General features: G+C 73.7%; 17 protein-coding genes. 7 read left to right on the forward strand and 10 right to left on the reverse strand.

Annotated elements, in window-relative coordinates:
• The first annotated feature begins 105 nt into the window (after positions 1-105).
• Positions 106-1,575: an MFS transporter gene (locus LX83_RS27245; RefSeq protein WP_253776423.1), complete on the forward strand. Its 1,470-nt coding sequence runs from the start codon at positions 106-108 to the stop codon at positions 1,573-1,575.
• Here LX83_RS27245 and LX83_RS27250 read toward each other — a convergent pair.
• From LX83_RS27250 to LX83_RS27265, 4 genes are all read right to left on the reverse strand, one after another.
• A complete protein-coding gene (locus LX83_RS27250) occupies positions 1,562-3,220 on the reverse strand; it encodes a hypothetical protein (RefSeq protein WP_253776425.1) in 1,659 nt (552 codons plus the stop codon). The genes LX83_RS27245 and LX83_RS27250 overlap by 14 nt on opposite strands.
• Before the next feature lie 91 nt (positions 3,221-3,311).
• Positions 3,312-4,277 carry a DMT family transporter gene (locus LX83_RS27255; RefSeq protein WP_253776427.1) on the reverse strand — a complete coding sequence of 322 codons (966 nt, stop codon included), beginning with the start codon at positions 4,275-4,277 and terminating at the stop codon, positions 3,312-3,314.
• Between the two features lie 110 nt (positions 4,278-4,387).
• A complete protein-coding gene (locus LX83_RS27260) occupies positions 4,388-4,879 on the reverse strand; it encodes an Lrp/AsnC family transcriptional regulator (protein WP_253776429.1) in 492 nt (163 codons plus the stop codon).
• 130 nt (positions 4,880-5,009) lie between these two features.
• Positions 5,010-5,573, reverse strand: a complete 564-nt coding sequence (locus tag LX83_RS27265; protein ID WP_253776431.1) for a CAP domain-containing protein — start codon at positions 5,571-5,573, stop codon at positions 5,010-5,012.
• A 418-nt stretch (positions 5,574-5,991) separates the two neighbouring features.
• Here LX83_RS27265 and htpG point away from each other — a divergent pair, with 418 nt between their 5' ends.
• Complete coding sequence (gene htpG, locus LX83_RS27270) at positions 5,992-7,890, forward strand: molecular chaperone HtpG (RefSeq protein ID WP_253776433.1); 1,899 nt, start codon at positions 5,992-5,994, stop codon at positions 7,888-7,890.
• Between the two features lie 152 nt (positions 7,891-8,042).
• On the opposite strand, the gene LX83_RS27275 is transcribed toward htpG, so the two are convergent.
• Positions 8,043-8,861 (reverse strand): IclR family transcriptional regulator, encoded by an 819-nt coding sequence (locus LX83_RS27275; protein ID WP_253776435.1) that lies wholly within the window; start codon positions 8,859-8,861, stop codon positions 8,043-8,045.
• A 98-nt stretch (positions 8,862-8,959) separates the two neighbouring features.
• Positions 8,960-10,240 carry a glucarate dehydratase family protein gene (locus tag LX83_RS27280; protein ID WP_253776437.1) on the reverse strand — a complete coding sequence of 427 codons (1,281 nt, stop codon included), beginning with the start codon at positions 10,238-10,240 and terminating at the stop codon, positions 8,960-8,962.
• A gap of 233 nt (positions 10,241-10,473) precedes the next feature.
• Between LX83_RS27280 and LX83_RS27285 the strand changes: the two genes are divergently transcribed.
• Genes LX83_RS27285 through LX83_RS27295 form a run of 3 tightly spaced genes read left to right on the forward strand, consistent with a single transcriptional unit; the run spans position 10,474 to position 11,978 of the window.
• Complete coding sequence (locus LX83_RS27285) at positions 10,474-10,803, forward strand: ArsR/SmtB family transcription factor (RefSeq protein ID WP_253776439.1); 330 nt, start codon at positions 10,474-10,476, stop codon at positions 10,801-10,803.
• The gene (locus LX83_RS27290; RefSeq protein ID WP_253776441.1) at positions 10,796-11,299 is read left to right on the forward strand and encodes an SRPBCC family protein; all 504 of its coding nucleotides are present in this window, start codon (positions 10,796-10,798) and stop codon (positions 11,297-11,299) included. The genes LX83_RS27285 and LX83_RS27290 overlap by 8 nt, the downstream gene beginning before the upstream one ends.
• A gap of 40 nt (positions 11,300-11,339) precedes the next feature.
• A complete protein-coding gene (locus LX83_RS27295; RefSeq protein WP_253776443.1) occupies positions 11,340-11,978 on the forward strand; it encodes a flavodoxin family protein in 639 nt (212 codons plus the stop codon).
• A gap of 30 nt (positions 11,979-12,008) precedes the next feature.
• Here the strand turns inward: LX83_RS27295 and LX83_RS27300 are convergent, their stop codons facing one another.
• Entirely contained in the window at positions 12,009-14,684 is a 2,676-nt protein-coding gene (locus LX83_RS27300) for a helix-turn-helix transcriptional regulator (protein ID WP_253776445.1), read from the reverse strand.
• 433 nt (positions 14,685-15,117) lie between these two features.
• Here LX83_RS27300 and LX83_RS27305 point away from each other — a divergent pair, with 433 nt between their 5' ends.
• Positions 15,118-17,847, forward strand: a complete 2,730-nt coding sequence (locus tag LX83_RS27305) for an AAA family ATPase (protein WP_253776447.1) — start codon at positions 15,118-15,120, stop codon at positions 17,845-17,847.
• Positions 17,848-17,984: 137 nt separating this feature from the next.
• The gene (locus LX83_RS27310) at positions 17,985-18,854 is read left to right on the forward strand and encodes a spermidine synthase (protein WP_253776449.1); all 870 of its coding nucleotides are present in this window, start codon (positions 17,985-17,987) and stop codon (positions 18,852-18,854) included.
• 9 nt (positions 18,855-18,863) lie between these two features.
• Here the strand turns inward: LX83_RS27310 and LX83_RS27315 are convergent, their stop codons facing one another.
• From LX83_RS27315 to LX83_RS27325, 3 genes are all read right to left on the reverse strand, one after another.
• A complete protein-coding gene (locus LX83_RS27315; protein ID WP_253776451.1) occupies positions 18,864-19,640 on the reverse strand; it encodes a thioesterase II family protein in 777 nt (258 codons plus the stop codon).
• A gap of 285 nt (positions 19,641-19,925) precedes the next feature.
• Positions 19,926-21,638, reverse strand: a complete 1,713-nt coding sequence (locus tag LX83_RS27320) for a thiamine pyrophosphate-requiring protein (protein ID WP_253776453.1) — start codon at positions 21,636-21,638, stop codon at positions 19,926-19,928.
• On the reverse strand, positions 21,638-22,633 hold the full coding sequence (locus LX83_RS27325) for a zinc-binding dehydrogenase (protein ID WP_253776455.1): 996 nt from the start codon (positions 22,631-22,633) through the stop codon (positions 21,638-21,640). The genes LX83_RS27320 and LX83_RS27325 overlap by 1 nt, the downstream gene beginning before the upstream one ends.
• Positions 22,634-22,638 lie beyond the last annotated feature (5 nt).

Raw genomic sequence — 22,638 nt, forward strand, 5'->3', positions numbered from 1 at the left:
GAAGAAATCCACCAGTCTTGCCCAGGTGGATGGAAAAACCGATCAGCCCGTCCCAGGGTGGGCCGCGACAGACACGTCGGGTTCGACCAGGAAGGTGGCAGGCGGATGCGGGAAGACGCGGTGCTGGCGGTGCCGGTGCACCGGGGGCGGTGGATCGCGCTGGGCACGCTGTTGGCGGCCGAGGCGATGAACGTGTTGGACGCCACGGTCGTGCAGGTGGCCGCGCCCGTGGTGGCCGCGGACCTGGGTGGTGCTCCCGCCGACATCCAGTGGTTCAGCGCGGCCTACACCCTGCCGTTCGCGCTGCTGCTGATCACCGGTGGCCGGCTGGGTGACGTGTTCGGGCGGCGTCGGGTGTTCGTGGTGGGCGTGGTCGGGTTCGCGCTGGCGTCGCTGGTCTGCGCGCTGGTCGGCGGCACGGGCGCGCTGATCGCGGCCAGAGCGGTGCAGGGTGGCGCGGCCGCGCTGGTCATCCCGCAGACCTTCGGGCTGATCAAGGCGATGTTCACCGGCCCAGCGCTGGCCAGGGCGCTGGGCTGGAACGGACCGGTGGTGGGCCTGGCCTCGGTGTGCGGGCCGGTGTTGGGCGCGGTGCTCACCCACGCCGACCTGTTCGGCCTGTCCTGGCGGGTGGTGTTCCTGGTGAACCTGCCGCTGGCCGCGGCCGTGCTGGCCACCGCTCACCTGCTGCGCGAGGACCGGTCGGCCACGCCGCCGCGCCTGGACCTGCCCGGCACCGCGCTGGCGGTGCTCGGCACCGGCCTGGTGGTGCACCCACTCATCCAGGGCGACAGCGTGCGCTTCTCGATCGGCGGCGCGGCCGAGCTGGTGGCGGGCATCGCCGTGCTGGTCGGGTTCGGCCTGCACCAGCGGAACCGGGCCAGGCTCGGCCGCAGCCCGCTGGTGGAGCCGAGCCTGTTCGGTGACCGGGGATTCCCGGCGGCGCTGGTCACGTCCACGCTGTTCTTCGCGGTGATGAACGGCCTGATGCTGGTCGTGGTGCTGCACGTGCAGCTCGGTCTGGGCGCCGGCGTGCTCACCTCCGGGCTGACCCTGCTGCCCTGGTCCGGCGGGCTGGCCGTGGCGTCCTGGCTCGCCGGCACCCACCTGGTGCCCCGGCACGGCTCGCGCGTGCTGTTCGCCGGGCTGGCCGCGCTGCTCGCCGGAACGCTGGCCGCCATCGCCGTCTACCACCGGGCCGATCCGCACGCCTACCCGTGGCCGCTGCTCGGCGCGCTGGCGGTGGGCGGGGCCGGCCTCGGGCTGTTCACCGTGCCGTTCTTCATCACCGCCCTGTCGCGGGTGCGCCCGGCCGAGACCGGTTCGGCGGCCGGCCTGCTCAACGCCGTCCAGCAACTCGGCGCCACCCTGGGCGTCGCCCTGCTCGGCACCACCTTCCTGCACGGCGTGGCCGGTGACCCGGCCGCCGAGGCCAACCCCGGTCCGGCCGCGCTCACCGCCGCCCAGCACGCCTGTTGGCTGGCGGTCGGCCTGCTCGTGGCGACCACCGCGGCCGCGATCGCGATGACCCGGCCTGCCCGAGCAACCCGTGCGCCGCACGTCAGCTCGGCGTGACCACCGGCAGGCCGCCGGTGAACAGCTGGTCGTCGCCGCGGCGGGCCGTGCCGGTGGCGCAGTCCCCGAAACCCCCGGTGTCCCCGCCCGGACGCGCACCGGTGGCCGGGCGCTCCGCTGTGGACAGTCCCGGGTGGACCGACACTGGTCCACAGTGGAGTTGGGTCGGCGCCAGGGCCGGGACCGGCTGGTCGGGTCCGGGCCGGGACACGGCGCCGACCAGCGCCACCACCGCGAAGACCAGTTCGGGCCACAGGTTCACCAGGCTGTGCCGGGTGGTGAGCAGCCGGGCGGCCCGGCTGCCCGCCCAGGCGTGCCCGGGCGGCGGGTACCCGTCCCCCTCGGCCGTCTCGTCCGACTCGCCGTCCTCGGCTGTCTCGTCCGCCAGCAGCCGCTCGATCTCCGCCAGGCCGGGCACGGTGGGCAGCCGCTGGGCGACGGCGTGCAGCAGCTGCTCGGCCAGGTCGGTGCCGCCGGCGGCGGCCAGGGCGAGCACGCGTGCCCGGAGGTTGTCCACCGCCCACACCGCCTCGTCCAGCGCGGCGCGGTTGTCCGCGATGACCCGCGCCAGGTGCGCGTCCCAGGCCAGTTCGGCCGCGTGCGCCAGCCAGGCCCGGGTGGGGGTGTCCTGGCTGGGGCCGCGGCGCGCCAGCAGGGCGGCGGCGCAGTGGTCGAGCAGCACGGCCGCCTCGTCGCACAGGCGGGCGGTGCGGGGGTGCCTGGCGGGCGGCACCAGCTCGGCCAACCGGCCCAGGGCCGGGACGACCCGCTCGTAGACAACCGAGGCACCGCGCTCGGGCTGGCCGGCGGTGAGTGGTTCGACCGCGGTGGCCAACGCGGTGCGGGCCGCCGCGTACCGGGGTGCGGCGACCCGTTCCAGCTGCTCGTCGACGACCTGCGCGGGCGCGGGCCAGCGCCGGGCCGCGTCCGCCAGCCAGCCGTGCTCCTCGGTGGCCGTGGCGGCCAGACCGATCAGCGGGGCGACCAGGGTGGCCGGCACCCGCTCGCGCAGCAGGTCCACAGCGGACTCGGCGAGCCTCGGGTCGGCCAGTGCGGTGATGCGGTGCCGGACGTGCGCCCAGGTGCCGGCGCGCGCCAGCACGGTCCGCCACAGCCTGCTCGCCCGCGCCCACTGCCGCTCCAGCTCGTCCAGGTCGTCGTCGGTCAGCTCGCCGGCCAGTTCCCGGTCCAGCGCGCTGCTGTGCGCCAGCACTGCCGCGTCGTGCTCGCGGTGCAGCTCCGGCGGGCACGGGCAGGTGGCGTCCGGGGTGTTCCACCGCCAGAACAGCTCGTCGACCAGGCGTCGCCGCGGGTCGCCGAGCAGCCGGTCGAACGCGGCCCGCACGTCGTCCAGCCCGACCGGGAGGCGGTGGCCGAGGTCGACGGTGCCGCCGGTCCGCAGCACGGGCAGCACCCGGTGCCGGTGCTCCCGCACGGCGTCCGCACCGGCGTCGGTGGGCAGGCCGGTGATCCGGAACGCGTTGTCGCGATACAGCCGGGGACCGGCGACCTCGGCCAGTCCGGCGCTGATCACCTCGTCCACCGCCGCCTCGTCCACCGCCGCCTCACCCACCGCGACCTCGCCCACCGCGGCCTCATCCACCGCGGCACACCCCGACTCGGCCACCGCACCCGGCTCGCCCATCGCCACCCCACCGTGATCGCCGCACTGGTGCCGGCAGTCTGGGCCACACCCGAGCCGAAACCCGCGACAATCCAACGAGTTCCGGCCGGTGTCAGCTTGTCCAGTGATCTCTGCCGACCGAACGCGGTACCTGTGCGGCCGGTTCGGCCGGGCCCGGGGTCTGCTCGCGGCGGGTGCGGCCGCGGCGCCCCGGCAGGGACACCACGACCAGCCCGCCGAGCAGGACCAGCAGGCCCGCGGTGACCCGCGCGGACATCCGCTCGTGCAGGACCAGGACGGCCAGCGCGGTGGCGACCAGCGGCTCGGCCAGCGACAGGGTGCCCGCGGTCGCGGCGGTGACCCGGCGCAGTCCGGTGACGAAGAACCAGTACGCCAGCGCGGCGGTGATCGGGCCGAGCCAGGCCACCAGCGCCAGGGACCGCGCGGTGGTGAGCGCCGGCAGGCCGGCCAGCGTCCACGGTGCCAGCAGCACCCCGCCGACCAGCAGCGTCACCGACACCGCCGCCGGCATGCTGACCCGGCCGAGGGTGAGCAGTTTGGCCGACACCGTGTAGACCCCGAAGCAGCCGCCGGAGAGCACGGCGAACGCCACGCCCACCAGGTCGACGCGGTCGGCGCCGGCCGGCGCGGTGACCAGGGCGCAGCCGAGGACGGCGCACGCCGTGCCGCCGATCCAGCGCCGGGACAGCCGGGTGCCCAGCACCAGCCGCTCGCACACGCCGGTGGCCACCGGCACGATCCCGAAGGTCACGGCCGTGGCCAGGGCCGCGCCGGTGCGCGCGACCGAGGTCAGGAACGCCGCCTGGAAGACGGTGGTGGCCGCGGTCGCGGCCAGCAGCGGCGGCCAGGACGCGCGGGGCCACCCCTGGTAGGCCCGGGGCGTGGTGGCCAGCACGATGCCCGCCAGCACCAGGCCGCCGAGCAGGACACGCGCGCCGCCCAGCGCGACCGGGGGCGCGCCGGGGCCGGCGAGCACCTGGGCCGGTCCGACGCTGCCCCACAACAGCCCGGCGCCCAGCACCAGCAGCACACCCGACGGCTCGTTTCGTTGCTCCACGGCCGTCGACGCTAGGCACAACGCCGGCGAACACCGCCAGAAACCGAACGATGTTCGCCTGGCACCCGTGCCGACGGCACAGCTTCGGCCGCCAGCCGGCCAGCCGGGTCTCAGTCGTAGGAAGTTCGGTGATTCGGCCCAGCGGTGTCCGATAGTTCGGTCTGCTCCGCCGGCCGGACGTAGTCGAACACCACGGTGGTGCGCACGTCCACGAACTCCTTGCGCCGGGCCAGCCGGTCCAGCACGAAGTCCCGCAGGTACTGGGTGCTGGGCACGGCCACGTGCACGAGGACGTCCTCGTTGCCGGTCACCACGAACACCCCGAGCGTCTCGGGCAGCTTGGCCATGCTGTCCCGCACCGAGACGATGGCCTCCCTGGACTGCGGCCGGATGCGGATCGAGATCAGCGCCTGCACGCCGCGGCCGAGCGCGGCCGGGTCGACGGCCGCGTGGAAGCCGGTGATCACGCCGCGCGCCCGCAGCGCCCTGGTGCGCTCCAGCGCGGTCGACGGCGCCACGCCCACGGCCTCGGCCAGCTCCCGGTTGGTCTGCCGGCCGTCACGTTGCAGCCGCCGCAGGATCGCCCGGTCCACCGCGTCCACCGCACCCCTCCCCGGTTGGTCGTCCGGTCGAACATCCCACGCGTGATCGCCGCCGATCAGGACGATCGGCCGAAGGATGTTCGATCCGGCTTCGCGGGAGAGGGTACGCCAGGCGCGGTGGCGCGGCCGGTCACCGGCTGCCGAACTCCGCGGTCCAGAAGGTCTTCCCGGTGGCGCTGTACGGCACGGCCGAGCCGACCCCGAAGTCCGTGTACCGGCAGTTCTGGATGATCGCCCGGTGCGGTGGGCTGTTCATCCACCCGTAGTTGGGCGCGTACATGACCGCGTGCGGGCCTCGGTTGGTGCCGCTGCCCCAGTAGACCGTCTCGCCCACCCATCTGGGCTGGTAGCCGACGTGCCGGAAGCGCGAGTTGAGGTCGCCCCACGGGTCTTCGTGGGTCAGCACGCCGTTGCCGTTGTTCAGGCCGGCCATGTACTGGCTGTGGTGCGTGGCCAGGTTGTTCAGCCGGTCGTCGCGGCGCAGGGTGGTGCCGCAGACGCGGCGGTGCTCGTCGATGAGGTAGCCGGCGAGCTGGTCCTCGTCCGCGCTCGCGGCGGGTCTGACCTGGGTGAAGACGCCGGTCTGCGGTGCGTCCCCGGTGGCGGCGGGCGCGGTGGGTGCCGTCGCGCCGAGCAGTGCCGCCACGGACAGGGCGACGCCAGCGGCTGCCCTGGTGAACGTCGCATCGCGCATGGTTTGTCCCCCTTGTCTCCTGGGTTCCACTTCGCGTGGGGGGGGTGACTGTGGTTCCGCGTGCCGCGGTCGGCCGCGCCCAGAAAGGCCAGCGGGTAGGGGGGTGCGACGGGTATCAGCTCGCCGCCGCACCGGCTGGCTACGGGCGCATGATCCACACGTCACCCGTTCGAGCTACCCGTCACCCATTCTCACGCAGGTCCCCCGGGCCGCAACTGGCGGAGGCACACCGCCGGTGGAGTGAGCCAGCTGGCCGCGGCCGGTCTGCCCGGGGTGGGGTCGCGGCCGATTCCCCGCCGCCGCGGTTTTGGCAGAATCGTTGAGCTAGCACTGGGCAACAGCGGAGTGACACCCACGACAGAGCGCCGACAGAACGGGCTGTCCGCCGCTGTTGTGAGATCCGCCGGAAAGGAACGCAGTGAACACGCCGGTCGAAACTCGTGAGTTCCAGGCAGAGGCGCGCCAACTCCTGCAGTTGATGGTGCATTCGATCTACTCGAACAAGGACACCTTCCTGCGCGAGCTGATCTCCAACGCCTCCGACGCGCTGGACAAGCTGCGGCTGGAGACCTTCCGCGACAAGGACCTCCAGGCCGACACCTCCGACCTGCACATCCGCCTGGACGTGGACCGGGTGCAGCGCACCCTGACCGTGCGCGACAACGGCATCGGCATGTCCCGCGACGACGTGGTCAACCTCATCGGCACCATCGCCAGGTCGGGCACGGCCGAGTTCCTGCGCAAGCTCAAGGAGGCCAAGGACGCGGCGGCCTCGCAGGACCTGATCGGCCAGTTCGGTGTCGGGTTCTACTCCAGCTTCATGGTCGCGGACAAGGTCGTCATGGTGACCAGGCGGGCCGGTGAGGAGCAGGGCACCCGCTGGGAGTCCACCGGTGACGGCACCTACACGCTGGAGCCGGCCGAGGACGCGCCGCAGGGCACCTCGGTCACGCTGTTCCTCAAGCCCGAGGACACCGAGGACCAGCTGTTCGACTACACCGCCGAGTGGAAGCTCAAGGAGATCGTCCAGCGCTACTCGGACTTCATCACCTGGCCGGTGCGCCTGGAGGTGGAGCGCAAGGACGCCGAGGGCAAGACGACCCGCGAGGTCGAGACGATCAACTCGATGAAGGCGCTGTGGGCGCGCTCCAAGGACGAGGCCACCGAGGCGGAGTACAAGGAGTTCTACAAGCACATCAGCCACGACTGGAACGACCCGCTGGAGACGATCAGTCTGAAGGCGGAGGGCACGTTCGAGTACCAGGCCCTGCTGTTCATCCCCTCGCACGCCCCGTACGACCTGTTCATGCGGGAGCGCAAGCGCGGCGTCCAGCTCTACGTCAAGCGGGTGTTCATCATGGACAACTGCGAGGCGCTGATGCCGGAGTACCTGCGCTTCGTCAAGGGCGTGGTGGACGCGCAGGACCTGTCGCTCAACGTCTCCCGGGAGATCCTGCAGCAGGACCGCCAGATCGAGCTGATGCGGCGGCGCCTGGTCAAGCGGGTGCTGTCCACGGTGAAGACGATGATGAGCGAGAACCCCGAGCGCTACGCCACGTTCTGGCGCGAGTTCGGCGCCGCGGTGAAGGAGGGGCTGCTCAGCGACACCGAGAACCGCGGCGCCATCCTCAACATCGCCTCGTTCGCCTCCACCCACGACGCGGACAAGCCGACCACGCTGCGCGAGTACGTGGACCGGATGAAGGACGGGCAGGAGCACATCTACTACATGACCGGCGCGTCCCGCTCGGTCATCGAGAGTTCCCCGCACATGGAGGCGTTCCAGGCCAAGGGCTTCGAGGTGCTGGTGCTCACCGACCCGATCGACGAGATGTGGGTCGACTCGGTCCCGGAGTTCGAGGGCAAGCGCTTCCAGTCGATCGCCAAGGGCGAGGTCGACCTGGACAGCGAGGAGAAGGCCGAGACCGAGCAGCAGAACGAGGAGTTCGCCGCGCTGCTGTCCTGGCTGACCACCCGGCTGAAGGACAACGTCAAGGAGGTCCGGCTGTCCTCCCGGCTGACCACCTCCCCGGCGTGCATCGTCGGTGACGCCCACGACCTGACCCCGACCCTGGAGAAGATGTACCGGGCGATGGGCGAGAAGGTGCCGCCGGTCAAGCGGATCCTCGAACTCAACCCGGCGCACCCGCTGGTGACCGGGCTGCGCAAGGCGCACGAGGACGGCAGGGACGAGACCGACCTCGGCGAGACCGCGGAGCTGCTGTTCGGCATGGCCCTGCTCGCCGAGGGCGGCGAGCTGAGCGACCCGGCGCACTTCACCCGGCTGCTGGCCGACCGGCTGGCCCGCACGCTCTGACCGCGCGCTCGGCGCCGCGACCCGCTACCAGCACACCGGGTCGCGGCGCCGAGGTGTGTTCACCCGTCCCGGATTCCGCTCCGGTCCGTCCACAGTGGTCGGCAACACCTCCACTGTGGATGTTCCACAGTGGAGCACGGACCGGGTGCGCCTCAGAGCCAGCCGGTCGCGCCGTGCAGCGGGCCGGCGGACCTGGCGATCCGGTCCGCCGCCTGGCGCAGCGCCTGGATCACCTCGGCCTGGCGCTGCTCGGTGAGCCGGGCGATCGGGATCGACGCGCTGATCGCGTCCGACGCGGGTTCGGCGTAGGGCAGCGCGACCGCGAAGCAGCGCAGGCCGAGGCTGTTCTCCTCGTTGTCCACGGCGTAGCCGCGCTCCCGCGTGCTGGCCAGGTCGGCGTCGAGCGCGGCCCGGTCGGTGAGGGTGTGCGGGGTGAGCGCGGTGAGCGTGTCCGGCAGGTGCCGGTCCAGTTCCTCGCCCAGTCGGCTGGCGAGCAGCACCTTGCCCAGCGAGGTGCTGTAGGCGGGCAGCCGGCGGCCCACCCGGCTGAACGGCCGCAGGTACTGGCTGGACTCCTTGGTCGCCAGGTACACCACGTCCTGGCCGTCGAGCCGGCCGAAGTGGAAGGTCTCGTCCAGCCGCTCGCGCAGTTCGTCCAGGTGCGGCGCGACCAGCGGCAGGTACGGGTCGGAGTCGAGGTAGCTGGTGCCGGCCAGCAGGGCGCGGATGCCGATGCCGTACAGGGTTCCGGTGGAGTCGGCGCGCACCCACCCGTACTTGGCGAGGGTGCGCAGCAGCGCGTGCAGGCTGCTGCGCGGCACGTTCAGCGCCTCGCTCAGCTCGCGCAGTCGGACCGGGCGGTTCTGCCTGGCGGCCAGGAACTCCAGCACCTCCACGGTGCGCGCGGCGGACTTGACCTCGCGGACCCCGGATTCGGAGCCGTCCAGCGCCTGCGCGGAAAGCGGTGTCATCTGGCCTGCCTCTGCTGTCGTCCCGAAATCAGGCTACCCACCGGGCCGGACAGCGGTCCACATGGGTGGACGGCGGCGCGTCCTGCGGACAGGTCGGTTCACCAGCGCGGTTTCTTCAGCTCGTAGCTCGGGTCGACGCGCTTCATGTAGCCGGTGTCGTCGCGGTCGCGGATGCCGCACTCCAGGTACTGCTCGTGCAGCCGCCCCAGGGCGTCGCGGTCCAGTTCCACACCGAGCCCCGGCCCGGTCGGCACGGCCACCGCGCCCGCCTCGAAGGTGAGCGCGCCCGGCTTGACCACGTCCTCGTCCGCGCTCTTCCACGGCCAGTGGGTGTCGCAGGCGTAGTTGAGGTTGGGGGTGGCCGCGGCCAGGTGGGTCATGGCGGCCAGGCTGATCCCGAGGTGGGAGTTGGAGTGCATGGACAGCCGCACCCCGAAGGTCTCGCAGATGCCGGCCAGCAGGGTGGACCGGCGCAGGCCGCCCCAGAAGTGGTGGTCGGAGAGCACCACCCGCACGGCGCGCTGCCGGATGCCCGGGTCCAGGTCGGCGAAGCTGACCACGCACATGTTCGTGGCCAGCGGCATGGACACCTGCCTGGCCACCTCGGCCATGCCTTCGATGCCCGGGGTCGGGTCCTCCAGGTACTCCAGGACGCCGTCCAGCTCCCGGCCGACCCGGACCGAGGTGGGCACGGTCCACGCGGCGTTGGGGTCCAGCCGCAGCGGGTGCTCGGGGAACGCCTGGCGCAGTGCCCGGATCGCGGCGATCTCCTCGTCGGGCGGGAACACCCCGCCCTTGAGCTTGATCGCGGAGAACCCGTACTCGTCGATCATCCGGCGCGCCTGGGCGACGAGGCCGTCCGGGTCCAGGGCCGCGCCCCAGGAGTCCGGCTCGGCGTCCGGGTGCCCGGCCCATTTGTAGAACAGGTAGGCCGAGTAGTCCACCCGGTCGCGGACCGCGCCGCCCAGCAGCGTGCTGACCGGCAGGCCGGTCGCCTTGCCCTGGATGTCCAGGCAGGCCACCTCGAACGGGGAGAACACCGCGTCCGCGGTGCTGGAGTTGGTGACCATGCCGGCCATGCCGTGCCCGCCGGCGCCGGCGTCCCCGGCCAGCGCGGCGCGGACCTGGCCGGCCACCGCGTTGAGGTCCCACGCGTCCGTGCCCACGATCAGCTCGGCGGCCCGGCGCAGCCGGTCCAGGTGCGCGGTGTCGCCGTAGGTCTCGCCGAGCCCGGTCAGCCCCTCGTCGGTGCGGACCTCCACGACCGTGCGGATCGCGTGCGGCTCGTGCACGCCGACCGCGTTGAGCAGCGGCAGGTCCTTGAAGGCGACCGGGGTGAGGTCAACGGCGGCGATGCGCTGCCTGGCGGGGGTGGGCACGGGGCTCGCTCCTCGACTGACGCGGTGGTGGGGCTGGTCGGGCGGCAACCACCGGCTGCCGCGCACGCTGGTCTCCCGTCTGCATGGGTGGACAGTTGCCGCGAATGAAGACAACGACATCAACTTAGGAAGCCGACCAACCTCTGTCAATGACGAGCCGCCGAGCCGGGAGTAGGACCCTAGCAGGCATTATCAAGTTGCGCTTATATAAAGCGTCGCTGATACTGGATGTCATGGACGTGTTCGAAGCCGTGGCCGAACCCAACCGGCGGGCGCTGCTGGACGCGCTGGCCCAGGGGGAGCGGTCCGCCGGTGAACTCGTGGCGCTGCTGCCGCGCCTGACCCAGCCCGCGGTCTCCCGCCACCTGCGGGTGCTGCGGGAGGTCGGGCTGGTCGAGGTCCGCCCGGACGCACAGCGCCGGATCTACGCGTTGCGCGCGGACGGGCTGGTCGAGATCGACGAGTGGATCGGCCGCTACCGCCGCTACTGGGCGCGCCACCTCGACGCGCTGGAACACCACCTGGCCACCACCCAGCCCACCCCGGAGGACTCCCGTGAGTGACCGCTACGGCGAGCTGTCGACCGACGGCGAGCACGCCGTGATCAGCTTTGTCCGCCGCCTGCCCCACCCCGTGGAGGTGGTGTGGGCGGCCATCACCGACCCGGAGCAGCGCGCCGCCTGGTTCGGCGAGACCAGCATCGACGGTCGGGCGGGCGGCGTCATCGACATGGTGCCCGCCGACCCGCCCATCCCGGACCGGCAGAAGCGGATGACCGGCCGGATCCTCGTCTGGGACCCGCCGCACGTGCTGGAACACGAGTGGACCCAGCCCATCGTGGAGGACAGCGTGGTCCGCTACGAGCTGGAGCGCGACGGCGAGGGCACCGTGCTCAGGTTCAGCCACCGCGGCCTGGGCGTGCGCAACGCCAGGGGCTTCACCCCGGGCACGCACGCGTTCCTGGACCGGCTGGCCGCCCACCTGGCCGGCACCGAGCTGCCCGGCTGGGCCGAGCGCTACCGGGAGGTCGCCGCGCACTACCCGAGCTGGTCCGCGTGAGCCGGCCCGGTCCGCACCCCCACCCGAACAGGAGCACCACATGACCAGCACCGCCATGACCAGCACCGCCGGCCCGCGCCCCCGGGTCGCCGTCGCCTACCACTCGGGCCGGGGCCACACCGCCGCGCTCGCCGCGGCCGTGGCCGACGGGGCGCGCCAGGCCGGGGCCGAGGTCACCGCGCTCGCCGTCGACGGGATGACCGACCACCAGTGGGCGGTCCTCGACGACGCGGACGCCATCGTCTTCGGCACCCCCACCTACATGGGCAACGTCTCCGCCGGCTTCCAGACCTTCGCCGAACGCACCTCGCGCCGCTGCCACACCGGGGCGTGGCGGGACAAGGTCGCGGCGGGCTTCACCAACTCCGGCGCCAAGAGCGGCGACAAGTTGCAGGCCCTGGTCTCCCTGGTGGTGCTGGCCGCGCAGCACCACATGCACTGGGTCAGCCTCGGGCTCGGTCCGGGCTGGAACAGCACCACCGGCAGCGAGGACGACCTGAACCGGCTCGGCTTCTTCCTCGGCGCGGGCGCGCAGAGCGACACCGACGTGGCCGCCGACCGGGTGCACCGCGCCGACGTGCGCACCTGCCAGCTGCTGGGCGCCCGGGTGGCCGGGGTGACCGCGCAGCTGCTGGCCGGCCGGACGGCCACCCAGCGACTGGCGCCGGCCGGCTCCTGACCCCGGACGGCGCTCGCCCGGCCGCGGCGGTCACGCGCCGACCGACTCCAGCTGCCCGCCCAGGGTGGCCGCGGCCAGGCCGTGCCGGGTGCGGCAGCCCACCTTGAGGAACAGCCGGGTGAGGTGGTTCTCCACGGTCTTCTCGCTGATCCGCACCTCCAGCGCGATCTGCCGGTTGGTGTAGCCCTGCTGGATCAGCTCGATGATGCGCAGCTCGATCCCGGAGAACTCGACCCGGCGGGCCCTGGCCGACGGCACCCCCACCCCGAGGTCCTCCATCAGCTGCCTGGCCTTGGCCCGCAGCCGGGGCGCGCCCAGCGAGTCGGCGATCTCGTACGCCTCGTGCAGCCACGGCCTCGGGTCGGCGGCCACCTGCCCCACCACCAGGCACGCCCAGTACAGGTCGGGCTGGTGTTCGCGCAGCCGCACCAGCCGCTCACCCACCCGGGCGCTGGCCGCATCGTTGCCGATCAGGCCGCGCACCAGCAGCGCGAGTTCCCGGACGAGGACACCGCCCTCGCGCGCGTACAGCGTGTCCACCTCGGCGAGCACGCGTCGCTCGGCCCGCTGCTGCCCGGCCTCCTTGGCGACCAGGGCCAGCCGCAGCAGCAGCGACCGCCGCATGGGATCGCTGGCCCTGTGGCGCGTGCGGAGGTAGGCGCTCCAGCCCACGCGCAGCGCGGTGTCCAGCTCACCGGCCCGGTAGTGCAGGCCGCACTCCACCCAGCCGCGCATCACCGGGAACACGCAGTCCCGGGGAACCGAGTCCAGCCAGGCCGCGGCGCGCCGGTCCTTGCCGCGCCAGACGCAGATCTCCGCCGCGACCAGCCGCACGATGGTCTGCCAGGTCTGGTCCTGGCACCCGGACGCCAGCAGCTCGCGCACGGCGCTGAGCGCACCCGACCAGTCGCCGCCGACGAAGTCCTGGAAGACCCGGTGGTAGGTGGCCACCGGCCCGGTCTCGGGCACGCGGTAGTCGGCGCCGAGCGCCGACTCGAACACCGGCACCGGGTCCCGCAGCACCCCGGCCAGGTGCGGGTTCGCCAGCAGCACCCGGCGCCACGTGCCCAGCGTGACGGTGGGTGTGGTGGCGGGTCGCGGCCAGTCGGCGGTGAGCCCGGCGAAGCCGGCGGTGATCTCGGCGGCGTCCACCTGCTCGCCGGCCAACCACCGGTCGGCGCAGCGCAGCGACTCGGTCTCGCCGAGCGCGGCGCGGACCTCGGCGGCGACCGGCTGTCCACAGTGGATGGACGCGAGCGCGGCGGCGGTGGCCAGTTCCGCGCGGGCGGCGGGGTCGGCCGGCAGGGCATCGGGGTCAGTGGCGACCTCGGCGACGAACCCGGCCAGCCGCTGGTGGCGGCCGGTGCGGACGAGCAGCCGCACCAGTTCGTCCCGCAGCCGGGCCCGCTCCGGGCTGCCCTGCGCGTGCCACCAGGCGGCGTGGTAGCGGTTGGCGGCCCGGTCCGGGTCGAGGTCGGCCACGCACACCGCCTCCTCGTGCAGCAGGCCGACCAGGTCCGGACTGGGTGGCAGGGCGCTGCCGGCCGCGGTGACGTGGTCGGCCAGCACGGCCGGTTCCGGCCGGGCGTGGTCGGGCGCGGCGAGCAGTTGGGTGGCCACGGCCCGGTGCAGCTGGCGGACCGCCGCCGCGCCGGCCTGGGCCAGCACGGTCGCGGCCAGCGCCGGATACCGGCAGCGCTGCCGGCCCGACGGGTCGGTGTCCAGCACGCCGGCGAACACCAGCCGGTCGAGCGCGGCCCCGCACTCGTCGGGTGAGCGGCCGGTGGCCGCGGCGAGCACCGGCACCTGGTCCACGGTGAAGGCCGCCGCGCTGGCCGCCAGGACCACCACGTCCCGGCCCGGCCCGCCGAGCGCGCCCACCTCGGCGAGCAGCGGGTGCTCGTCGGGCAGCGCGATCGGCGCGCTGCGATCGCGCAGGCACAGGTGGTTGTGCACGGCCACCAGCCGGCCGTCCCGCCGCAGCCGCGCCAGGGTGGACAGCAGGGCACCCGGGTTGCCGTGCAGCGGACCGAGGGCGGTGCGCAGTGCCCGGCTCAGCGTGGCGTCGACCGGCATGTTCGCCGCCTGCCGCAGCAGGTCGCCCACGTCCGCGTCGGGCAGCGGCGCCAGGTCGACCACCTGGTCGGCCAGTGCGCACAGCTGGGCGGTCCCGTCCGGCGCGTGGGCGCCGTCGAGGCAGGTGGCCACGACCAGGTGGCCGGCGCGGTGGGCCGGCGCCAGGGCCAGCACCGGCCAGGGCACCGCGTCCACGTTGTCGGCGAGCACCGCCACCCGGCCGCGCGCGCCGATCATGCTGAACATCCTGGTGAGTTCGGCCAGCAGGCCGGCCTGCCGCGCGGACGAGGCATAGCTGTCCGCCGTGCACAGCCGGCTCACCGCGTTGATCGACGCACCGAGCCGGGGGTTGGCGTTGATCCGCTCGAACTGCTCGCGCACCGCGGCGAGCACGGCTCGCGCGCCGAACAGGTCCCAGTCGGGGCGCTCCACGCCGAACGGGATGTCGAGCACGGTCACCTGGTCGGCACGCAGGTCGCGGCCCACCTGGGCCAGCACGGCCGATCTGCCGCTGCCGCCCGCGCCCCGGACCACCACCAGTGCCGCGCGGCGCGGATCCCGGCTCAGCGCCGAGGTGACCGCGGCGAGTTCCGCCTGCCGCCCCACGAGGTCCACCCGCTGGCGCGCCATCCGCCATGCTCCTTTCCCACGCACACCGGCCGCGGTCAACGGCGCGGCGCTCGTCGGCGGACCGCACGGCGGCACAGGTCACCGCCGCGGGTCCGACCGAGGCTTCCACGGTCACCCCAGTTCCAGAACACGCTGTCAAACGCCGACCGACTCACCCACCGCCAGCCGTGCCGCGTTCACCCGCGCCCCGAAGTCGGGGAAACATCGCCGCGGGCGGCGCCACCCGGCCACTCGCTCCGGTCCACACGCCTCGGGTGGACACCGGCACGCACGCCCGGGTCAGCGGCACACGACGCATGGTGACGCAACCGGGAGGTGTTCGCCCGCCTCGGGTAACTTTCCGGCAGTCGACCATGTCTGTTCGGGCATACTCGATGGGCCGATCGGCCGCTCCCCCGGTCCTTTCGGGCCACCGATCGCGATGATCGGTGCCGTGGACGAGATCCTCGGGGTACTCGGCTCGCCAACGCGACCACCACTGGTCACCATCACCGGGCCGGCCGGGGTGGGGCGCACCGCGCTGCTCGCCCGGCTGCGCGACGCGCTGGCCGACCGCGGCGTCCGCACCACCGCCATCCGGTTCACCCCCGACGGCTCGACCATCCCGACCAGTCTGGCACTGCCCCGGGGCGAGCCCCACCAGCGGGCCAAACCACCGCCGCCCGCCGCCGGCACCGGCCCGACGTGGTCGCCGATCAGACCGGCCGAGGGCGCGCACGACAACGCCACGCTCGCCCGGTGGGCCGCTGCCGCGACCGCGGCTCGCCTGCTGGCCGCCGGGCCGACCGCGCTGCTGGTCGACGACGTGCAGTGGGCGGACGCGGACACCCTGGCCGTGCTGGAGGCACTGGTGCGCCGGCTGGCCGGCACCCCGGTCAGCGTGGTGTGCGCGGTGCGCACCCCGGCCACCGGTGTGCTGGCCGCCGTGGGACCGCCCATGCTGGACCGGCTGCGCCGGGACGACCTGGTGCACCGGGTCGCACTGCGCCCGCTGCGGCGGGAGGGCATCCGGCAGGTGGTGCGCGGCGCGACGCAGGCCGTGCCGGACGAGTGGATCCTCACCCTGCTGACGTGGCTCACCCGGGGCATTCCGGCCGCGCTGCACGGGGCGATCCGGTGGCTGTGCGACCACGAGGCGCTGCGCGTGGTCGACCGGCACGCCTACCTGGTGCGCTGCCCGTACGAGGTGGCCCTGCCCGCCGACCACGAGCTGGTGCGGATGATCCGCCGACTCGGCCCGACCACCTGGTCGGTGGCCAAGGGCATGGCCGTGCTGCACCCGCTGGGCGCGGCCGCGCCCGGTCTGATCGGCGAGGTGCGCGCGCTGTCCCCGGAGCAGGTGCGCGCGCACCTGGCCGTCCTGGTCCAGCAGGGGGTGCTGCACCGCGGTCGGGCCGGCGCCTCGTGGCGGTTCACCCTCCCCCTGGTCGGCACCAGCCTGCGCGCCTGCCTCGGCCCGTTCGAGCGCCGGCAGCTGGCCGCCAAGGCGGTGACCGCGATCTGGACCGGTGCCGCGCACTGCGCCGACCCGGACTACCTCACCGACCAGGTGGCCGCGGCCGGACGGCTGGTCGACCCGGTCAGGGCCCGTGCCGAGCTGCTCGGCCGGGTGATGCAGGGCACCGACTCGGAGCGGCTGCAGCGCGCCGAGCGGTGGCTGCGCGCGGCCGTCGACCTGGCCGAGGGCCGCGCGCAACGGGCCACCACCCTGCTGATGCACGCCAGCATCTGCTTCGCCGACGGCGACTACGAGCGCAGCCTGGCCGGCGCCCAGACCGTGCTGCGGGAGTACTCCGACCAGCTCAACCCCGAGGTCTCCCAGGAACTCCAGGGGATGGCGGTGGGCGCGCTGCACAGCATGGGCGACTTCGCCGCGCTGGAGGACATCGTGTCGCAGCGGCGGCGCTGGCCCAGCGACGCGGGACAGGAGGCGATCACCCGGACGATGGCCCTGTTCTCGCTGGACCGCTGGGACGAGGCGCGCGTCCTGCTCGCCGGCACCAGGGACAGCTGGGCGGCCAACCCGACATCGGCCGGCCTTGGCGAACTCTTCACGGCGATCACCGAGCTGTGGTCGGGCAACCCCGAGCCCTTCGAACGCGGCCTGGCCAACCGGGACCGGCGGCCGTTGCGCGAGGTGGAGCGGCACCGGATGCAGTGGGTGAACGCGTACGTGACGCTGCTGCTGACCCTGGGCGACCTGAGCCGGGCCGAGAAGCTGATCATCGACGAGAACCTGGACACCGGACAGCTGCTGCTGAACAACCAGGCCCTGCTGGAGGCGTTGCGCGGCCACGCCGACACCGCGATCGACCTGGCTCGGCGGAGCATGGCCAGGAACCTGGCGCTGGGCCACGACACCGGCCGGGCTGCGGTCCAGAGCGCGGCCACCGCCCTGCTGCTGTCCCAGGGCAGGCTGACCACCGCCCGCAACCTGCTGGCCGCCACCCGCGCCAGCAACCCGGTGCTGGGCCACCTGCTCACCTACGCCGAGGCGGGGCTGGACCGGGTGCTCGGCGAGACCGAGCGGGCAACGGCGAAGCTCACCGCCGCGCAGCACTCCGCGCGTGAGCGCGGCCTGGTCATCGGCACCGAGTTCGCCGTCCGCCAGTTGGCCGAGATGGCCCTGGACAGCGGGCAGCTGGACGTGGCCCAGGGACACCTGGCCGAGGCCGAGCGGATCGCCGAAGCCATGCGCACCAGCCGGACCGCGCTGTACGCGCTGCTGCTGCGGGCCGTGGTCGAGCACGACCACGACGCGGGCAAGGAGTGCCTGCGCGTGGCCAGGGAACGCGGCCAGTCCCTGGAGTTGGCCGGGGTGCTGGAGTCGCTGGTCCGGTACGGGGTGGGCGACACGGGGCTGCTGCCCGAGGCGTACGAGATCTACGGCGAACTCGGTGCCCTGCTGCACCGGGCGCGGCTGCGCGCCCTGATGCGCGAGCACGAGATCGTGGTGCCCGGACGGCAGGCGACCGTGGCCGAGAGCGAGCGGCTGCTCGCCGTGCTGGTGGCCGAGGGGCTGAGCAACAAGCAGCTCGCCACCGTGTTGCGGATCAGCGACAAGAGCGTGGAGGGCCGGCTGAGCCGGCTGTTCTCCCGCACCGGGCTGCGCTCCCGCATCGAACTGGCCGCGGCGCTGCTCGGCGGCGACTACCCGGCCTGAGCCCGCCAGGCGGTCCTCGGCCGATCGGCCTGCCGGCGCCGTCACCTGGCGGGCCCCGCCGCCCCGGGAAACTAGGATTGCCCCCGTCCGCTCCGGGGTACTCCGGGTCGGATCGGATCGCGGGAACCGGAGACGCCTTGGACGCCAACAGCGGGCCACGCCAGACCGTGGAGCAGCCGGTCAGGTTCGGCAACGCCGAACTGCTGCCCGATCCCGACCGCCCCACCGGGTGGCGCCTGGTCGTCGACGGCGTGCTCCAGTCCTATGTGGATCTTTCCGAGCCGACCTACCTCAGGTTGCCCTACACCACCTGGATCGCCCAGCTCCTGGACCGGCACTGGCCGGGCCACGCCCCGGTGTCCGCGGTCCAGGTGGGCGGTGGCGGGTTCAGCCTGCCCCGCTACCTCGCGGCCACCCGGCCCGGCTCGAACCAGCTCGTGTTCGAACTCGACGACCGGTTGGTGGACCTGGTCCGGGCGCACCTGGGCCTGGACCGCGTGCCCGGACTGCGGGTCCGGGCGGCGGACGGCCGGGCCGGCGTGGTGGCCCTGCCCGAGGACAGCGTCGACCTGGTCGTGCTGGACGCGTTCCGGGGCGGTGTGGTCGCCACCGACCTGGCCACCGTCGAGTTCGTCCGCGGGGCCGCCCGGGTGCTGCGGCCCGGCGGGCTGTACGCGAGCAACCTCTGGGACTCCGGTGAACTCGGGTTCGCCCTGCGGGCCGTGGCCTCGGCCACCGAGGTGTTCCGGCACGCCGTGGTGTTCGCCGAAACCGGCGTGCTGCTCAACCAGCGCCCGGGCAACGTGGTGCTGGCCGCGTCCGACCGCGACCTGCCCACCGCCGACCTGGTGGCGTGGGCCAGTTCCACCGGCAACCGGGTGTTCTGCCTGACCGCGGCGCAGCTGACCGAGGTCTGCGGGCCGGCCACCCCGTTGACCGAGGCCGATCCACTGCTCGACGCGGTGCCGCCGGTGCGGAGTTGGCCGCGCCAGGACCAGTCCGGCTGACCGGCGGGCTCACCGGCCCCGCTCGCCCGCCAGGTTCGCGGCGATGTGTTCGGACACCGTGTTGACCACGGTGGCCGTGCACGAGTTCAGGTAGCAGTGCCCGCCGTAGAACACGTGCAGGTCGAACCGGGCCGTGGTGTGCCGCTGCCAGGCGCGGGCGTGGTCCACCGTGGTTGTGGGATCGCTGTCCCCGATCAGCGCGAGGATCGGGCACCGCACCCGGGTGTGCGGCGCGGGCCGGTAGGTTTCGGCGGCCCGGTAGTCGCCGCGCAGCACCGGCAGCGCCGCCCGGGGAATCGCGGCGTCCGCGCCCGCCTGGGTCTCGACGCCGGCCAGCGCGGTGATCTCGGCGAGCAGCGTGTCGTCGTCGCACTGGTGCAGGGGCACCGCGCGCGGCTCGGACGGGGCGCGGCTGCCCGAGGCGAACAACCCGAGCGGCGTGACGTCGTCGCGTTCCAACCGGACGGCCACCTCGAAACCGAGGGTGGCGCCCATGCCGTGGCCGAACAGCGCCACCGGCAGGTCGGCCAACTCGGTCACCGCCCCGGCCACCTGGTCGGCCAGCGCGCCCAGGTCCGCGACGCACGGTTCGGTGTCGCGGTCCTGCCGGCCGGGGTACTGGATGGCGACCATGTCCACTGTGGACGGCATCGACTGGACGAGCGGGAAGAAGAAGTCGGCCGCACTGCCCGCGGGTGGCAGGCAGATCAGTCTGGCACTGGCATGCCACGCCGGTCGGTAACGCCGTGTCCACCGGCTGGCGTCAGGTCCGGCGCGTCGTGCCATAGTCGTTGGTCGTCCTTTCCGGCCAGACCGACCGCCGAGGGCCGCGCGGCTCCCGTCGGGGTGGCCACCAGGGGATGCTGCCGTGGCCGGCTCCGGCTGGCCGGCACGAGCCGACGACATCGCCTGTTCCCACCCGGTCGAGGTGTTCGGGTGATCACCGGGGCCACATGAGCAGTATGTCAGCGACCATCACCATGAGTAACCCCTACCGCGGCCCCCTACCACCGCCCGTGGTTGTTCCGGGCCGGGTCGGGGCAGGCCGACCGGGCCGCGCGCCCGCCGGTGTCACACGCCGGGCACGCGCACCGCGAGCACCACGCCGCGACCGGCGCGCACCAGGTCGACCGCGGCCTTGAGCGCGATCGGCAGTTCGGCCGGGTCGGTGACGGTCTGGCCGACCACACCACCGGCGGCGGCGGCGATCCCGGGCAGGTCCGCCCCGGGCGCGAAGCTGACGTTGAAGTCGTCGTTGGCCGCGGCGACCCCGTGCGGGTGCACGCCCAGCGTGGACATCTTGGGCGCTTTCCAGCCCTGGTTGTCGATGACCACGGTCAGGCTCGGCGCCTGGTAGCGGTTGGCCACCCAGTACGCCGAGGACGGCACCCCGAAGAGGTAGGTGCCGTCGCCGACGAGGGACACCACCAGCCGGTCGGGCGCGGCCAGTTTCGCGCCGATGGCCGCGCCCGCGTACCAGCCGAGCGACCCGCCGCCCGAGCTGAGCAGCGAGCCGGGCACGGTGCGCCGCAGGTGTTCGTTGACCACCTGGAAGTTGGTGATCGCCTCGGACAGCACCAGGGTGTCCGCGTCAACGGCCTCCCGCACGCAGGCCACCAGGTACTCGGGGGTGATGACCTCGCCAGGACGTTCCCGCTCGGCCAGCTCCGCCGCCAGCCGGCGGTGTTCGGCGGCGGCCCGCTCCCGGCGCGCGGCCACCGCGTCGGCGTCCACCGGCAGGCCGGCGACCCGGTCGGCCAGCTGCCGCACGGCCGTGCCCGGATCGGCCTGGGCGAACACCTCGGCCGGCACGTGCCACAGCGGCATCTGCTCCTTGAGCGGGTCCACGTCCACCACGAAGATCCTGGCGTCGCGGGCCGGCCGGTTGCTGGTGGGGATCCACGGCACGTCACTGCCCAGCACCAGCACCACGTCGGCCTCGGCCAGCACCGGGTTCTGCGCGCGGGTGTTCCACTGGTAACCCACGTGCAGCGGGTGGTCGGCTGGGAAGTTCACGTACATCGGCATGGACTCCAGCACCGGAACCGCCAGCAGCTCGCACAGCCGCACCAGTTCCGGCACGGCGTCCGGCCGCTGCCCCAGGTAGGAGGTGACCACCAGCGGGTCGCGCGCCCCGGCCAGTGCCCCGGCGATCCGGTGCACCACGTCGGCGGCCAGCGCGGTCGGCGCGGTGGCGGCGAAACCGGCCGGGGCGGCCGGTGCCGGCTCCAGGGGCTGTTCCATCACCTCGCGCGCGCCCACCAGGTACACCGGGCCGGCCGGCGCGCTGGTGGCGATCTGCAACGCCCGGCGCACCAGGGTCTTGACGTTGTGGCCGGTGCGGATCTCGTTGTCGTACTTGGTGTATCCGCGCACGATGCCGCGCTGGTCGTGCACGTCCTGGATCCAGTGGATGAACTCGTTGCGGCTGCCGGGCAGCTCACCGTCCTGTGTGGCCGGTGAGGCGCCGGCGAACAGCAGCACCGGCACTCGCGCCTTGGCCGCGTTGTGCAGCATGCCGCCGACGTTCTGGGTGCCGCAGTCCACGTGCACGATCACCGCCTGCGGCTGCCCGGTCACCTGGGCGTAGCCCTGGGCGGCCGACATGGCCACGCTCTCGTGTGGACAGATGATCAGTTCGGGGAACCGGTGCGCGGTGCCCTCGGCCCTGGCCGCGGCGTAGGCCTCGATCAGCCCGGGGTGGTCGCTGCCCAGGTTGGCGAAGGCGTAGCGGACGCCGGCCTCGCCCAGTGCCTCCAGAAAGGCCGTGCTGGTGGTGTACATCAGCGGCCGCCCCGGGTGGGCAGCACCAGGACCTTGCCCGGCGCGCCCGCTTCCAGCGCCCGGTAGGCGGCGGCGACCTCGTCGAGCCCGAACCGGCCGGCGACCGGGCTGACCACGCCGGGCCGGGTGGCCGCGAGGTCGAGCCCGGCGGCGATCAGCCCGCGCACGTCGTCGTAGCCGCTCACGTAGGCGCCGGCGTTGAACTTGGTGACGAACACCCCGCCGGCCCGGTACAGCTCGGCGAAGTCCGCGCCGCTGATCGGACCGTCCAGCTGGCCGTAGTTGACCAGGCAGCCGCGCGGCGCCAGCATGGCCAGGCTGGTGCGGAACGTCGCCGAGGCGACCGGGTCGAACACCACGTCCACGCCGCGCCCGCCGGTGGCCGCGCGCACGTCCTCGGCCACCCGCCCGGCGGACCGGTCCACCACGTGCGCCGCGCCCAGCGCGCGCGGCACGGCCACCCGGTCCCCGCTGGCGATGCCGACCACCTCCGCGCCGAGCGCGGTGAGCAGCGGCACCAGCAGCCGGCCCACCGCGCCGGCCGCGCCCCACACCGCCGCGGTCCGACCGGCCACCGGCCACACCCGGGTGAGCGCGCCGGCCGCCGCGGCGGCGTGCGCCACGCAGGCCGCCGCCTCGGTGTCCAGTTCGGACGGAACGGGCACCAGGCGTTCGGCCGGCACGGTCACGAAGTCCGCGCACGCGCCCAGCCAGCCGGTGCCGGCCACCCGGGTGCCCGGCGGCAGCACCACCTCCGGCCCGGTGGCCACCACCGTTCCGGCCGCCTCCACACCGACGTCGAGCGGGAACGGCATGGTGACCGCGTAGTCGCCGGAGCGGATCAGGGTGTCCGCGTGGTTGAGCCCGACCGCCTCGACGCGGACCAGCGCCTCGCCCGGACCGGGCGGCGACAGGTCCACAACGGACAGTTCGATGACGTCGGGTCCGCCCGGCCGCACCGCCCTGGCCACCCGGGTCCGCGTGATTGTCTGCATGGTGT

Origin of the sequence: Goodfellowiella coeruleoviolacea (assembly GCF_024171785.1) — a bacterium.
Classification (GTDB): Bacteria; Actinomycetota; Actinomycetes; order Mycobacteriales; family Pseudonocardiaceae; genus Goodfellowiella; species Goodfellowiella coeruleoviolacea.